Below are 15,420 nucleotides of genomic sequence, written 5' to 3' on the forward strand. Positions count from 1 at the left end.
AAAGGCTTGATCGCATAACACTTCTGCCAACGCTGTAGTCAGAGGCGCTGCAACGGCCGCGGAGCCGTAAATGCGCCAATAATACAAATCGGTCGACATGAAAAAGGCGGGAAATTTCCCGCCTTTGTTTGTTGAAGCAACCGTCCCTACTGCAGGCGGCCGCTGGCGTGGGCCAGCATGGTGTAGACCTTGCCGGTGTCCGACGTCAGGTAGGTCTGCGCCATGATGTTGTCGCGGTCGTTGCGCGAGACATCCTTGAGCAGCTTCTCGAAATCGTCGCAGTAACGGTCGACGGCGGCGCGGAACTCGGCCTCCGCCTGGTACTTGCGACGGATCTCGTCGAACGTCTGCTGACCCTTCAGCGTGTAGAGCCGCCGCGTGAACACGTCACGCTCGCCGCGCCGGTAGCGGTTCCACAACTCGATCGATGCGTCGTGGTCGATGGCCCGCGCGATATCGACGGACAGCGAGTTCAGCGATTCCACGACATGCAGGGGCGAGCGCTGGGCAGGCGCCGCGCGCGGCGCTTCCGCCGGCCCCGAGGGTGCCGCAGGCCTCAGATCCTCGTCATTCGACGCCGCGGTCAGCAGATCGCGCACCCAGCCGCCCTGAGGCGTGCGGGCATTGGCGTCGGGCCGCGGACGCGGTGCCGCGTCGGCCGGACGCTCAAGGTCGAGCGTGCCGCGCAATGCAGGGCCGCCCAAGGGCGCCTGAGGTGAGCGCAGCTCCGGCTGCGGCGCTTCCGGTGCGCGACGCGGCGGCTCGGCGGCGCGTGCGGCGGGCGCTTGCGGCGCCGGGCGCAGATTGCGTGGCTCGGATCCCTCACCATTGCGGGCAGATTTCGCTACGATCTCGGACAGCTCTTTCAGCGCATTGATCTGCTCGGAAACGGCGCGGCGGATGGCCGAGGTCGATTCCTTGGCCTCCTCCGGCATTTCGATAACGCCCTTCTTGAGCTCGGCGCGGGTCAAGTCGAGTTCGCTCTTGATCGAGCCCGCGGTTCGCCGCATCTCCTCGGTCGCATCGGCGAAGCGCTTGGTGGCCGAATCGACGACGTCGGTGATCGCGTTGCGGATCTTGTCGGCCGACTCCATCGTCTTGCCTTCGGCGTTCTGCAGCGTCTGGCCGACGAGATTTTCGAACGAGCGCATAACCCTTTCGAGATCTTCCGACTTCTTGACCAGGCCGACGGCGAGGTCTTCGAGCGACGACTGCCGTTCGAGCGTGTGTTCCAAATTGCTCTGGGCCGAGCTCAACAGGTCCGAAGCACTGGAGAGCAGGCGGCTATGTTCGTCGAACTTGGTGGCGATCGACGCGACCTCGCGCAAGGTGGACGACGACAGTTCCGTCAGCCTTGTCGTGTTCGAATCGACCAGACGCGCTGAGCTGGCAAAGGTCTGCGCGGCCTTCTCGGTGGTGGCGGCGAAACTTTGCGTGCTGCCGCTGAGGCGTTCATCGACCTGGCCAAGATTGACCGCGGCCTGCTCGATCAACTGACCGAGCTGCGAGCTTGACTTGGTCATGCGGCCGATGAGATCGGCGACGCTGTCGGACAGCGACGAGCGGGCACCCTCGACCGCCGACAAGGTCTCGGCGGTACGGCTGGCGAGTGCGTCGACAAGTGCGGCATTCTCGCTGCGCAGCTTCTCGGTGGCGCGTTCGGTGACCGCTTCCATGCTCTTTTGCAGTTCCGAGCCGCCTTGCGCGAAGCGCTCGACCAAAGGCCGTGCCGTTTCGTCGAGGATCTTCGACATTTCGGCCGAACGTGCCGCGAGCATGGTGTTGAGTTCGCGGGTGTTGGCGCCGATCGTCTTGGCGGCATCGTTGGTGCTCTGGCCGATATGCTGGCCAACCGCGGTGAACGTTTCCGCGATGACATTGGCGCGCGAGACGAGTTGCGCCTCGGCATTCGACACCTGCTCGTTGAGCTTCTGGCCCATCGTCTCGGCCGTGTGGGCGAGACGGTTCTCGACGCCAGAGACCTGCTCTTCGACACGGGCGGCCGTAGCCGCAGCGCTCGACGCAAGCCGCTCGTCGGCACCGGCCAGCGCCTGCTCGATTTCACGCGCATGCACGGCCATTTCCTGGCCGGTCCGCCTTGCGCGTTCGGCGACCCGTTGCTCGGTATCGGCAAAGGCACCGACGATGGTCTCGGCGTGCTCGCCGATCGTGGCGGTGCTGTTGGCGATGCGCGACACCAGGCGCTGATCCGCGTCGTCGAAGATGCGGCCGATTTCCGAGGCACGGCTCGACAATGCTTCCGACCCTTCGGCGATGCGCGAGACCAATTGCTGGTCGGCGGCATCGAAGATGCGGCCTAGGTCCGATGCACGGGCGGCAAGCGCTTCGGCCGACTCGCCGATGCGCATGCCGAGCTGCTGGTCGGCGCCTTCGAAATTGCGCAAGATGTCGCCGGCGCGCGCGGCCAGCGACTGGGCCGTTTCGATGGCACGGGCGACCAGCTTTTGGTCGGCTGCATCGAACGTGCCGGCGATCTCGCTTGCACGGGCGGCCAGATGGTCTGCGGTGTCCTGGGCCCGGGCGGTCAGTTGGTCGGCGGTTTCCTGGACGCGGGCGGCGAGCTTCTGGTCCGCCACGTCGAAGGCGCCGGCGATCTGGCTTGCACGAGCAGCCAGCTGGTCGGCGGTTTCATGGGCGCGTGCCAGCAGCGAGCTGGACGTGTCGTCGGCGCGGGCGAGCAAGGCGTTCGACGTATCTTCAGCGCGGGCGTGCAGGCGACGGTCGGCGTCCTCGAAGGTGCGGGCGATGTCTTCGGCCCGTGCCAGCAGGGCGGCGGAGGTCTGCTCGGCGCGCTCGGCGATCTTGCGGTCGGCGTCACTGAACGCGGCACCGGCCTGCTCATGCAACGTGCTGGTGACTTCCAGCACCTTCTCACGCAGGGCGCCGGCGACAAATACGGCGCTCTTCTCAAGTACGCCGCGGATATTGTCGACGCCTGTCGAGAGGGCACGCTCCATGGTGCCCGCGCGTTCTTCGATGATACCCGTCTGACGGTTGAACGCCTGCTCTATCTTCTCGACGTCGCCGGCGATTGCCGCTGAGATATCGGTGCTCCTCGCGGCGATCTGGTCAATGTGGCCCGACAGCGAGCGATCGACGTCCTTGCGGGTCTCGGCGAGCTTGCCAAGATCGTCTTCCAGCGCGCGCGTCAGCATGTTGCGGCCTTCAGAAAGCTTGCCGACATGCCCGGCGATTACCTCATCAATGTCGCTGCGGCTTTCGGCCAGCCTCTGCAGGTCCGCTTCGAGGGCTCGTTTGAGGATGTCGCGGCCCTCGGCCAGCTTTTCCACCTGACCAGCGACCAAACCGTCGATGCTGGAGCGGCTTTCGGCCAGCTTGGCCAGATCGGCTTCCAGCGCGCGCTTGAGAATATCGCGGCCCTCCGCGAGTTTCTCGACCTGGCCGGCGACCAGGCCATCGATGCTGGAGCGGCTCTCGTCGAGCTTGGCGAGGTCGTCTTCAAGCGCCTTCGACAGGGTCGACCGCTCCTGGACAAGCCTTTCCGCGTGGCTGTTGACGAGGCCACCGACGTTCTCGAGATCGGCCTCAAGCGACCTCGACAGGGTCGAACGATCCTGGGCGAGCCGTTCGGAATGACTGTTGACCAGGCCGTTGACCCTGTCCAGATCAGCCTCGAGCGACTTCGACAGGGTCGAGCGATCCTGGGCGAGCCGTTCGGAATGGCTGTTGACCAAGCCGTTGACGCTTTCGAGATCAGCCTCGAGGGCCTGGGCGAACTGTGCCCGGTCGTCGACCAGTTTCTGCGACTGGTCGGCAATGGTGCCCTTGATCGCGTTAAGGTCGGCTTCCAGGGCGCGCCGCAGGATGTCGCGGCCTTCGGCAAGCTTCTCGACCTGGCCGGCGACCAGCCCGTCGATGTTGGAGCGGCTCTCCGCCAGCTTGGCGAGGTCGTCCTCAAGGGCCTTGGACAGGGTCGAACGATCCTGCACCAGCCTGTTCATGTGGTCGGCGATGACGCTGTTCACATTCTGCAGGTCTGTTTCCAGCACCCGCGAAAGCTGGCCGCGATCCTCGGCCAGCTTTTCCGACTGGCTCGATATGACGCCCTTGATCGTGTTCAGATCGGATTCCAGCGCGCGTTTGAGAATGTCGCGGCCTTCGGCCAGCTTCTCGACCTGGCCGGCGACCAGCCCATCGATGCTGGAGCGGCTCTCCGCCAGCTTGGCAAGGTCGGCTTCGAGGGTCTGCGACAGCAGGCTGCGGTCTTCGGCCAGCCGTCCCGAATGGCCTTCGATCAGGCCGCGTATGCCGGACAGATCACTCTCCAGCGAATGGGAAAGCTGCGTGCGGTCTTCCTCCAGTTTGGCGGAATGGGTTTCGATGAGGCTCTTGATGCCGACGATGTCGTTCTCCAACGCCTTGGCGAGCACGGCGCGGCCTTCGGCGATCTTTTCCACCTGACCGGCGACCAGACCGTCGATATCGGCGCGGCTGTCGGACAGTTTGCCGAGGTCGGCTTCCAGGGCGCGCGACAGGATGTTGCGGCCTTCGGCGAGTTTTCCGACATGACCGGCAACCATTTCATCAATGATCGTACGGGCTTGCACCAATTTCCCTGAGTCTTCATTCAGGGCAGCGGAGAGCCTGTTGCGGCCTTCTTCCAGCCTTTCGAGATGGCTGCCGAGCGACGCGTCGATAGCCGCCCGCGATTCATTGACCTTGCGCAGATCCTCTTCGAGCGCACGCGAGATCAGGCTGCGGCCTTCGGCCAGCTTCTGCACCTGGTTCGTCACCGCCGCATCGATGCCGGCGCGGCTTTCGTCGAACTTCGCCAGATCGGCCTGCATTGCCTCGGCCATGCGCTCGCGGCTTTCGGACAGCTTTCTGCTGTGGTTCTCGACGGCTTCCTCGATGCCGACGCGGGCGTCGGCGAGGCGCTGGATGTCGCTGTCGAACGAACGCGAAACGACGTGACGGGCGGCTTCCATGCGCCCGGCGAAGTCGCTGGCGCGGGCTTCGAGCATGGAGGAGGTCGAGGTGACGATGTCGGCCATATCGGCGCCGATCTGGGTCTTGCCTTGATCGATCATCGCCGACAGCGTGTCCTTGCTCTCGGCAAAGGTGTGGGCGATTTCGCGGGCGCGCTCGACCAGTGTCTCGTTGATCTGACGGGCGCGGGCCTCGAGGGCCGCATTGAGCTTCTGCGTTCCGGTATCCAGTGCCTCGGCGCGGGTCTGGAACTCGCTGATCAGCGCCTGGCCGCGTTCGGCGAGCGTGCGTTCGATGCCGTTGAGGCTAGCCTCGAATTCAGAATTGAGGGTGCGCGCGGCGCCGCCAAGCAGCGACACCATGCCGGTGGTGCGATCGTCGAGCAGATCGGTCAACGACCGCGTCAGGCCGTCCGTGGTGTCCGTCAGCTTGGCAATGCGGGTGTCGAGAAGGCTGGCGAAAGCCTCGCCGGAGGTCGACAGGCGGTCGGTGATCGAATCGAGCCGGCCTTCCACAGAATCGAAGATCGACATCGAGCTTTCGTTGATGCGGTCGATGAGCGTGTCGCCAGAATTGGTGATGGTCATCGACAATTTGGTCGACGCATTGAGGATGCTGTCGCGGATGATGTCGGAGGCGGCGCCGATCTCGTCCTTCAGCGTCTCATGCGCGCCGCTGATCGAGGCGCGGACGCGCTCGGCATGGGTGACGACGGCTTCGCGTTCGCTGCCGAGCCCGTCGACCAGCGAACGGATGCGGGATTCATTCTCGGAATAGGAGCGTTCGATCTGGTTGACTTCGCTGTGCACCAGCGTTTCCAGTTCGACGGCGCGGGCAAGCGTGCGTTCGATGCCTTCGCCCATGGCCGCGACCTCGCGGCGAACAGCCTGGCCGATCATCATGACGCGATCCTGGGCAAGGTTTTCCGGCTCCGTCAGGCGGAAGGCCACTTCGGTCATCGACTGGGCGGCCATGCGCATTTCCTGGGCGCGGCGAATCATGGCCGCGAAGGCCCAAAACAGGATGACGGGCACGATCGCCGCAACCGCCAGACCGATCAGCTCCGGACGGGCAAGGAACTGGTCGAGCGTGCGGATCGTCCAGATGCTCGGTCCGAAAAGGACATTGGCCAAGCCGCCGGCGCCGGCGAACCAGGCGAGCGAAACGAAGGCGACAACCCAGTAAATGGTGTTCGAGGCACGCCTGTTGAGGCTGTGCAGGAGCGTTTTGTAGTCCTTCTGGCGATCGTCATTGGCCGGCGAGAAACCCCCGGGCTGGGCACCATTGCGTGTTTCCACGGGGCGCAACTCGGCAGGCTTGGCCTTGGGCGCGGGTTTCGCGGCCTGGCTCTGGGCCTGGCTCTGATTGACGACGGACTCAGGTTTCTGATTGCGTCCCTCACGTGCCAACTCGTCGGCGGCCTGGGAAATCTGCGCTTCCAGATCCTCCATCGAAGCCGCGATGTCGAGGTCGCCGCTGCCGACATCATTGCTGAGGTCGATATCAAGCGCCTTCTCCAGTTCCCTGGCCACGTCGCTGTCGAGAGTTCTCGTCGTCGTTGGTTTCTTTGCCATGCCTTCGCTACCCTGTACTAGCTGCCGCGGGCCTTATAATTCTGTTTGTCGTACCACGCGCAGGAGGCTGAAAATGGACCCCTCGTATCGTAATGACACAGGGGGGTAAAGAAAACATGCATTCCGCGGAATACGTAAAACTTTAAATATAAGGTTAACGCAACCGTGATTTGGGCGCCGTTTTCGCAACATTTTTCGCGGCCATCCATTAACCCGTTGTCCACTGGAATCGCCTAGGTTTTTGGGGCAATCGAAGAAACGGAGTTCGAGTTCATGCGTGGCGAAAGCGGCATTGCCTTCTCAATGCCCGGGGGTGACGTATCCGGATCGAGGCGGTCACGACCGGTCGATTTGGCACACCTTGCCCGACAGACGATGGGCGACCGCAGCCTCGAACAGGAGGTGCTGGCGCTCTTTGTACAACAGGCACTGTCGGTGCGCGACAGAATAGTCGACGCCGACATCAAGGACCGGCTTCTGCTCGCCCATGGGCTCAAGGGCTCGGCACGGGGCGTGGGTGCCTTTGCCATCGCAGATTGCGTCACCGAGATCGAGCGCCGGCCGGAAGACAACCAGACGCTCAAGCAGCTCGGCACCCTGATCGACGAAGTGCGCGATTTCATCGCCGCCATCAGTCGCTGAATCCGACGCCAAACCCGGTTTGCGGAAAAACGTCGCGGGGCGGCGCTTTCGCGCGGCAGTTGACTTGCTCGCCGGAGTGATTATCTCGGCTGCAACTCCCTTCAGGTGACAAATGACCAAGCTGACTTTCATCGCCCATGACGGCACGCAGTTCGACGTGGACGCCGAAAACGGCTCGACGGTCATGGAGAACGCGATCCGCAACGCTGTGCCCGGGATCGAGGCGGAATGCGGCGGCGCCTGCGCCTGTGCAACCTGTCACGTCTATGTCGATGAAGCATGGACGGCTGAGGTCGGCGAGCCGGAAGCGATGGAAGAGGACATGCTGGACTTCGCCTACGACGTCCAGCCGAACTCACGCCTGTCCTGCCAGATCAAGGTGCGCGACGCGCTTGACGGCCTGGTTGTCCGCGTGCCCGCCCGCCAGGGCTGAGACTTTGGTTTTTTGCCGGCCGCTGCTTGGCAGCGGCGGCTTGCTCATGCAGTGTCTCGACAACACGCAGCGGGGCACATCGCATGACCGGCACCATCACCACAGACGTCCTCATTGTCGGGGCAGGGCCCATCGGCCTCTTCGCCGTGTTCGAACTCGGCCTGTTCGACATGAAGTGCCACCTGATCGACATTCTCGACCGGCCGGGCGGCCAATGCGCGGAACTCTATCCGGAAAAGCCGATCTACGACATTCCCGGCTGGCCTTCGATCTCGGCGCAAGGGCTGGTCGACAAACTGCTCGAGCAGATCGCGCCGTTCAAGCCTGACTTCACCTACAACCGCATGGTTTCCAGCCTCGAAAAGCTGGAGGACGGCAGCTTTCGCGTCATCACCGACGAGAACGAGGTGTTCGAGGCCAAGGTGGTGGTGATTGCCGCGGGCGGCGGCTCCTTTCAACCCAAGCGTCCGCCGATCCCAGGGATCGAGCCCTATGAAGGCAAGAGTGTCTTCTATTCGGTGCGCCGGATGGAGGATTTTCGCGGCCACGACCTCGTCATTGTCGGTGGCGGCGACTCGGCGCTCGACTGGACACTGAACCTGCAGCCGGTGGCAAAGAGCGTGACGCTGGTGCACCGGCGGCCTGAGTTCCGTGCCGCGCCCGACAGCGTCAACAAGATGTATGCCATGCAGGAGATGAAGCAGTTGCATTTCCAGGTCGGGCAAGTGACCGGATTGACCGGCACTGAGGGCCAGCTGTCATCGGCCACCATCAAGGGGCCGGACGGCGATGTCGAGGTGCCGTGCACGCGCATGCTGCCGTTCTTCGGCCTGACCATGAAGCTCGGACCTATCGCGGAGTGGGGCCTCAATCTTCACGAGAACCTCATTCCGGTGGATACTGAGAAGTTCCAGACATCGGTGCCCGGCATCTTCGCGGTCGGCGACATCAACTGGTATCCGGGCAAGCTGAAGCTGATCCTGTCGGGCTTCCACGAGGTGGCGCTGATGGCGCAGGCCGCCAAGCGCATCATCAGCCCCGGCGAGCGTATCGTGTTCCAGTACACGACCTCGTCGACCAGCCTGCAGAAGAAGCTTGGCGTGGTGGAAGCTTCCTGAACGCGTCGCTTTGATTCAAATGCAGCCGACGCGCTTCACGTCTTTTGTCAGTCGGCCAGCACCGGAGCCTCGGGATGGCCGCGCAGCGTCTTCTCCGGCATCAGCATCAGCGCGACGAGCGCCATGACCAGCATCGCTGCCGCGGTGATGAAGATCATCACGAATGCCTGTGCCTCGACGGCCGTGCTGGCCGCCTGGGCGCTTTCTCCGGCAAGCGGCAGGCCGTAGCCGAGCGCGACCGCACCAAGGATGGCGACGCCAAGCGCGCTGCCTAAAGAGCGAAGGAAGGTCAGTACGCCGGTGGCGACGCCGAGATGGGCCCGATCGACGGCATTCTGAACCGACACGGTGGCAACCGGAAATGTCGTGCCGCTGCCCAAGCCGATGCACGTCGTCAGAACCTCGACGATCAGCAGGGAAACATGCCCCGCCACAAGGCTGAGTATGCCGAGGCACAGGATGGCGAAGGCCACCCCCATCATCGCGATCCGCTTGTAATGAACGAACCGGGGAATCGTGCGGCCGCTGAATGTCGCACCCGCAACGGTGCCGAGCATGAGCCCAAGCATGGCGGTTCCCGATTCACTGGCCGAAAGCCCGAGGATGGACTGCAAATAGACCGGCAGGTAGACCGCGAGCCCGATATTGGCGGCCTGCAGCAGGAACAATGACAACGTGCCGGCAAGGACGATCGGGTTGCCAAGCACTTCGAGCGAGATCAGCGGTTCGGCTGCACGCAGCAGCCGCAACGCAAACGCGCTCCAGATGACAGCCGAACAGGCGAGCAGCCCGAAGATTTCACGCGACAGCCATGGATATTCGCTGCCACCCCAGTTCAACGCCAGCAACAGCAAGGCGGTGGCCGCGACGAGCAACAATGCGCCGAGGCCATCGATGCGATGGTGCTTTGCTGCGATCGGCAGCTTTCTCAGCGGCTTGTTGATGATGGCCATGGCGATGAGACCAAGCGGCATGTTGATCCAGAAGATCAGCGACCAGTGGAGATGCTCGGCGAAGGTGCCGCCCAAAAGCGGGCCTGCGATGCTGGCGACCGCCCAGGTCCCCGCGATCCAGGCCGAGTAGCGCGCGCGCTCGCGCGGCGGCACAAGGTCACCGATCACGGTCTGCGCCAGCGCAAACAGGCCGCCGCCGCCGGCGCCCTGGATCGCGCGACCGACGATCAGGACCAGCATGTTAGGCGCCATAGCGCTAACCAGTGATCCGGCAAGGAAGATGAGGATTGCCGCGTAAATCGTTGGCCGGCGACCATAAACGTCCGATATCTTGCCATAGAGCGGCGCCATCGCTGTGGCGGTCAACAGGTAACCGGTCACGATCCAGGGCAGATATTCGGCATGGCCGAGCAGGCGCGCCATGGTCGGCATTGCAGGTGCGACAATGGTCTGGTCAAGCGCTGCCAGAAGCATCGACAGGAGTACGCCACCGATGATGGCGTTCTTTTCGCTTTCGCTGAGAGGCGAGTCGGTCTTCACCACCGTCTGCCTGTCGACAGTCTGGTCCATGTCCATTCATCCGTATGCTTGCGACTGGCCGCCATTCAGCCCTTCCGGCGTGTTGACCGCGTTAGCCGCATTGACATATGTCGTCCCGTATAGGCCGATTTCGACCGGTGCTCGAAAAGTTTTCGAAGCTGGCACTACGCTTCAGTGCAATTGGCCTGCGCCGCCATTCAACGCCTCGGCACGGTTCACGTCGGCGGCAGTTTGCCGTTCCCGAAGCGCTCCATCCGGTAGCGCAGCAGCCTGAGGATGCGGCTTTCGAAATTGACGCTTTCGACACGGTCGAACTGGACCTGGGCACGGTCATGCCTGGCCAGAACGGCCGCCGTGATTGCGGCTGCCTTGGCCTTGGCGGCGTCGCAGTTTCTTTGCGGGTAGGTGGCTTCCAGCGCCTCTTCGAGTTCGCGGCCATAGTTCTTCGCGATCTCGACGTGGCGCTCCTCATGTCGCTTGATGTCGGCCGACAAGGTGTCCCAAAACAGCCTTACATCGGCATCGGCCTTGCGTGTCCGGCGCCATTCGGGAAGGATCACCTTCACCTTGACGGTCACCACGGCATCGGCGATCCGGCAGGAGCTCGATGTCCGCGCATAGCTGATGCGGGTGGTGAAGGCCATTTGCGTGGCGCCCGGGTGGCGCGTGCCCGTGCTTTTCACCTCCGGCCCGCGTTTGAAGAGCTGTACCTCGATTTCGTCGAGCGTGCTGCCGCCAACGGCGAAGTAGCTGTACGTCTTGACGAGATTGGCCGCACCCGCCGGGATCGGGGTCATGGCGAGCAGCAGCGCGCCAAGCAGGAGTTGTTTCATGCCAAGCATGGATCGTTTCATTATGTTGCCTCTTCGATCACCTTGCTTTACGGCCGTTGCCGGCGCAACGGAATTGATCCGCTGGGGATCACACATGATTGATGAACTCCATGGTTGATGAGCGATGACGGCCAGGCGGTGGCAGTTGGCGCATGGGCGCCATCTCGAGCTTGGCGGCAAGGCCGTGGTCGTCGGCATCCTCAACGTCACGCCCGACAGCTTTTCCGACGGTGGTCTGTTCGACGCCCCCGAAAAGGCGCTGACCCAGGCACGGCGCATCGTCAGGGAAGGGGCATTGGTCGTCGACATCGGCGGAGAATCGACCCGCCCCGGTGCCGCCGCGGTATCGGCAAGCGAGGAACAGGCCCGCATCCTGCCGGTGATCGAAGCGCTGGCGAGCACCGGCGAGGTGCTGATTTCGGTCGACACCTATCGCGCCGACACCGCGCGGCTTGCGGTTGCCGCCGGTGCGCATATCGTTAACGATGTCTGGGGTTTGCAGCGTGAGCCCGACATTGCGCGTGTTGCCGCCGATACTGGCGCCGGGCTTGTCATCATGCATACCGGACGAGATCGCCAGAAGCTGCCGGACGTGATTGCCGATCAATTGGCGTTCCTGCAGAAATCGCTGAAGATCGCCCGCCAGAACGGTATTGCCGACGATCATATCGTGCTCGATCCGGGATTCGGCTTCGCCAAGGAGACGGCGGAGGAAAACCTCGACCTGATGGCTCGCTTTTCCGAGTTGCATACATTGGGCTTGCCGCTGATGGCCGGTACGTCTCGAAAACGCTTCATCGGCACGGTTACCGGCCGTGATGCGGCCGACAGGGGGGTTGGAACTGCGGCGACCAGCGTCATCTTGCGGCTCAAGGGCGCCGATCTGTTTCGCGTCCATGATGTCGCATTCAACGTGGACGCGTTGGCGCTCGCAGATGCTATGCTGGCGCGTCAAACCGACCGGGCGAGAAACTGAGCGATGTATGTCATCCGCATGAAGAACTGCGCTTTCTTTGCCCGGCACGGTGTGCTGGACGAGGAGGAGAGGCTCGGCCAGCGCTTCTATGTCGATGCCGCTCTCACCGTCGATCCCGGCCGGGCGCTTGTCGAGGATTCCATTGAGGACACCGTCAACTACGGCATTGCGTTCACGGTGATCGAAAGGATCATCACCGGGCAGCGTCGCTTTCTGATCGAGTCGCTGGCGCTCGAAGTGGCCCGTGCGCTGACGGCGCGTTTTCCGCAGATCAAGAAAGCCGAAATCACGGTGCGCAAGCCGAACGCTCCGGTGCCCGGCGTGATCGATTACGTCGAGGTGACCGTTGTCTGGCCCGAATAGTACTGTCTATCTCAGCCTCGGCGGCAATCTTGGCGACCCGGCAAAATCAATGGGCGCGGCATTGCGCATGCTGGATGCCGATGCAGACACGCGTGTCACCGGCGTCTCCTCGCTTTATCGCACACCGCCCTGGGGCAAGCTCGATCAACCCGACTTTCTCAACGCGGCCGCGGCAATTTCCACCGGGCTTGCTCCGCGTGCCTTGCTCGACCTCTGCCTTGATGCAGAGCGCAAGCTGAAGCGCGTACGCGAGGAGCGCTGGGGGCCGCGGCTGATCGACATCGACATTCTGGTTTTCGGCGAACGCGTCATTCACGAGACCGGGCTGGAGGTGCCACATCCGCGCATGCTGGAGCGCGCCTTCGTGCTGGCGCCGCTGGCGGAGATCGCGCCCAGCCTGGTGGTCAGCGGTCGCAGCATCGCGGACCGGCTGGTCGCCGTCGACACCTCTGGCATCGAGCGATTGTCGTCCGGCCGCGATTGGTGGTTGGCCTGACATCCAAACGAGGTGGCAGCCGAACTTTCAGCCCGAGAATCCGCCGCCGTCCAGGAACGACTGCTCCCGCGGGGTGGTTTCGCGGCCAAGCATCCTGTTTCGGTGCGGAAAACGGCCGAAGTTCCGAATGATATCGCGGTGTTCGACGGCATAGCTGAGATAGGGTTCGGCCCGGGCCTGGGTCAGATCGACCGATATGTGCTGGTCGGCGAGCAGTTCCGAATGCTCGTACGGCAGATAGAGGAAAACGCGGACTTCTACTTCGAGCGCCAGATCATGACCGGCCGCGATCGCCTTTGCGGCAAAATACCTGGCGAGCGGGTCGGTCGCGTACATATGGCCGGTGCCGCGAAAGCAGTTCCGCGGAAACTGGTCGAGCAGGATCATCAGCGCCAGCGAGCCTTCGGCATGCTCCAGCCAGCCGTCGCATTCACGCCGCGCTGCTGCGTAATGCAGATCGAGAAAGCGGTCGCGGAAGTCGGCATCGAAGGCCTCGTTCTTCTCGAACCACGCGTCCTCGCCGGCATCGCGCCAGAACTTGGTGACCGACAGGGCTCTGCTGTCCAATTCCATGCCTAATTCCTTGCTCAGTCGGCGGGTTCGGGTTTGTGCAGCACGCCAGCCGTCTCTTCGTTGAGCGCCTGGCCAGCGCGGCGCGGCGTGGAGAGCGGCGTCGGAATCGGCGTGCCGATATTGCCTTTTAGGAAGCGCTGTCCGGCGCGGACGCCTTCAGCCAGTTGCGTCTCGAAACGGGCGGTGTCGCGGCGCCGCACGTCCTCGATCACTTCGGCGACGTCTTCGGGATCGACACCAAGCGATTCCAACGCCGAGCCGCCAAAGACCAGCGCCGACTCGAAGGTTTCACGCAGCTGGTAGTCGACGCCGGCGCGAATGAGCTGTAGCGCGGTGCCGCGGTCGAAGGCCCGCGCCAGCACCGTCAGAAGAGGAAACTCGGCCTTGACCAGCTGCGCGATGCGGACGGCGGCATCCGGCTTGTCGACGCAGATCAGTACGGCGCGCGCCCGACCGGCGCCGGCGGCATGCAGGATGTCCAGCCGGGTGCCGTCGCCATAGTAGACCTTGAAGCCGAAATCGGCCGCCGCCTGGATCATCTCGACCTCATTGTCGATGATCGAGACGTCGATGCCGCGCAGCAGCAGCGGCTGGCTGGCGATTTGCCCGAAGCGGCCGAAACCGATGATCAGCACGCTGCCGGTCAGGCCATCGGCGACATCGACGCCGTCGAGCGATTGTTCGTCGCGCGGCGTCAGATAGCGCAGCGCGATGATCGCCAGCGGTGTCAGCACCATGGAGATGATGACGATCGCCGTGAGCGTCGCGTTGGCGTTGCCGTCGATGATACCGACCGCCGCCGCGGACGAGTAAAGGACAAAGGCGAATTCGCCGCCTTGCGCCATGAAGACCGCGCGCTCCAAGGCTTCGCGATGACCTGACTTCAGGATGCGGGCGACGATGTAGATGCCGAACGCCTTCATCACCATGTAGGCGACGACATAGATGGCGATCAGCCGCCAGTTCGCGGCGACCACATGCAGGTCGAGTGACATGCCGACCGCGAGAAAGAACAGGCCGAGCAGGATGCCGCGGAACGGTTCGATGTCGGCTTCGAGCTGATGGCGGAAGGTCGATTCGGACAGCAGCACGCCGGCCAGGAAGGCGCCCATCGCCATCGACAGGCCGCTGAGCTGCATGGCGAGCGCGGACCCGAGAACGACCAGAAGTGCTGCCGCCGTCATCACCTCGCGGGCACGGGCTTCCGCCAGGATGCGGAAGAATGGATTGAGCAGATAGCGGCCGGCCACTACCAGGCCGACGATCGCGGCGAGGCCGATGCCGACCTCCGTCAGCCGCTCCGACAGGCTGGTGTCGGCCCCACCGGGCGCCAGGAACGCGATCAGTGCCAGCAGCGGCACAATGGCCAAATCCTCGAGCAGCAGGACCGATACGATGCGCTGGCCTTTCGGCGTGGCGATTTCGCCGCGCTCCTCGAGAAGCTGCATGACGATCGCCGTCGAGGTCAGCACGAAGCCGGCGCCGGCTACGAAGGATTGCGCGATCGGAAATCCTCCCGCCACGCCGACGCCGGTCAGCAGAAGCGCGCAGACGCCGACCTGCAGGGCGCCGAGGCCGAAAATCTCGCGGCGCAGGCCCCACAGCCGCGACGGCTGCATTTCCAATCCGATGATGAACAGGAACATCACCACGCCGAGTTCGGCGACGTGAAGAATGGCTTCCGATTCGGAAAAGACGCCGAGACCGAACGGACCGATCACCACACCGGCGGCGAGATAGCCGAGGATCGAGCCCAGTCCCATGCGTTTAAAGATCGGAACCGCGACGACACCCGCGGCAAGCAGCGCCACCACCTGAATAAGCTCGCTGCCCGATGCTTCCGCCGCCATGCCTCTTTTCCCTGTGTCTGACAGCACTCCTTGCATGCACCGGGAGCGGGAGGCAAGGGCACAAAGCTTGACAGGAAGGGTAGGTGCCGTTGACGCGA

At 63.5% G+C, this 15,420-nt stretch carries 11 protein-coding genes; 6 read left to right on the forward strand and 5 right to left on the reverse strand.

Annotated elements, in window-relative coordinates; genetic code table 11:
• Positions 1–146: 146 nt before the first annotated feature.
• Positions 147–6,545, reverse strand: a complete 6,399-nt coding sequence (locus tag NKJ90_RS03580) for a kinesin (RefSeq protein ID WP_352485672.1) — start codon at positions 6,543–6,545, stop codon at positions 147–149.
• Between the two features lie 273 nt (positions 6,546–6,818).
• Between NKJ90_RS03580 and NKJ90_RS03585 the strand changes: the two genes are divergently transcribed.
• The 3 genes from NKJ90_RS03585 (at position 6,819) to NKJ90_RS03595 (ending at position 8,738) form a co-directional block, all read left to right on the forward strand.
• Complete coding sequence (locus NKJ90_RS03585; protein ID WP_031261376.1) at positions 6,819–7,187, forward strand: Hpt domain-containing protein; 369 nt, start codon at positions 6,819–6,821, stop codon at positions 7,185–7,187.
• Between the two features lie 112 nt (positions 7,188–7,299).
• A complete protein-coding gene (locus tag NKJ90_RS03590) occupies positions 7,300–7,620 on the forward strand; it encodes a 2Fe-2S iron-sulfur cluster-binding protein (RefSeq protein WP_023762917.1) in 321 nt (106 codons plus the stop codon).
• 83 nt (positions 7,621–7,703) lie between these two features.
• A complete protein-coding gene (locus tag NKJ90_RS03595; RefSeq protein ID WP_023762918.1) occupies positions 7,704–8,738 on the forward strand; it encodes an NAD(P)/FAD-dependent oxidoreductase in 1,035 nt (344 codons plus the stop codon).
• A gap of 47 nt (positions 8,739–8,785) precedes the next feature.
• Here the strand turns inward: NKJ90_RS03595 and NKJ90_RS03600 are convergent, their stop codons facing one another.
• Both NKJ90_RS03600 and NKJ90_RS03605 read right to left on the reverse strand, forming a co-directional pair.
• Positions 8,786–10,261 carry an MDR family MFS transporter gene (locus NKJ90_RS03600; protein ID WP_031261377.1) on the reverse strand — a complete coding sequence of 492 codons (1,476 nt, stop codon included), beginning with the start codon at positions 10,259–10,261 and terminating at the stop codon, positions 8,786–8,788.
• 185 nt (positions 10,262–10,446) lie between these two features.
• Positions 10,447–11,085: a DUF922 domain-containing Zn-dependent protease gene (locus tag NKJ90_RS03605; RefSeq protein WP_084025766.1), complete on the reverse strand. Its 639-nt coding sequence runs from the start codon at positions 11,083–11,085 to the stop codon at positions 10,447–10,449.
• Between the two features lie 103 nt (positions 11,086–11,188).
• On the opposite strand from NKJ90_RS03605, the gene folP reads away from it, so the two are divergent.
• From folP to folK, 3 genes are read left to right on the forward strand one after another with little or no spacing between them, the layout of a single operon-like run.
• A complete protein-coding gene (gene folP / locus NKJ90_RS03610; RefSeq protein WP_023762921.1) occupies positions 11,189–12,040 on the forward strand; it encodes a dihydropteroate synthase in 852 nt (283 codons plus the stop codon).
• A gap of 3 nt (positions 12,041–12,043) precedes the next feature.
• The gene (folB, locus tag NKJ90_RS03615; RefSeq protein ID WP_023762922.1) at positions 12,044–12,403 is read left to right on the forward strand and encodes a dihydroneopterin aldolase; all 360 of its coding nucleotides are present in this window, start codon (positions 12,044–12,046) and stop codon (positions 12,401–12,403) included.
• A complete protein-coding gene (gene folK, locus NKJ90_RS03620) occupies positions 12,387–12,899 on the forward strand; it encodes a 2-amino-4-hydroxy-6-hydroxymethyldihydropteridine diphosphokinase (protein ID WP_031261380.1) in 513 nt (170 codons plus the stop codon). The genes folB and folK overlap by 17 nt, the downstream gene beginning before the upstream one ends.
• Before the next feature lie 27 nt (positions 12,900–12,926).
• Here the strand turns inward: folK and NKJ90_RS03625 are convergent, their stop codons facing one another.
• Together NKJ90_RS03625 and NKJ90_RS03630 are read right to left on the reverse strand one after the other, a co-directional pair.
• Complete coding sequence (locus NKJ90_RS03625) at positions 12,927–13,472, reverse strand: DUF924 family protein (protein ID WP_023762924.1); 546 nt, start codon at positions 13,470–13,472, stop codon at positions 12,927–12,929.
• Positions 13,473–13,486: 14 nt separating this feature from the next.
• Positions 13,487–15,322, reverse strand: coding sequence for a monovalent cation:proton antiporter-2 (CPA2) family protein (locus NKJ90_RS03630; protein WP_023762925.1), 1,836 nt, complete (start codon positions 15,320–15,322; stop codon positions 13,487–13,489).
• Between the last annotated feature and the right edge of the window lie 98 nt (positions 15,323–15,420).

This window comes from Mesorhizobium sp. M0051 (assembly GCF_040323235.1).
Lineage (GTDB): Bacteria > Pseudomonadota > Alphaproteobacteria > Rhizobiales > Rhizobiaceae > Mesorhizobium.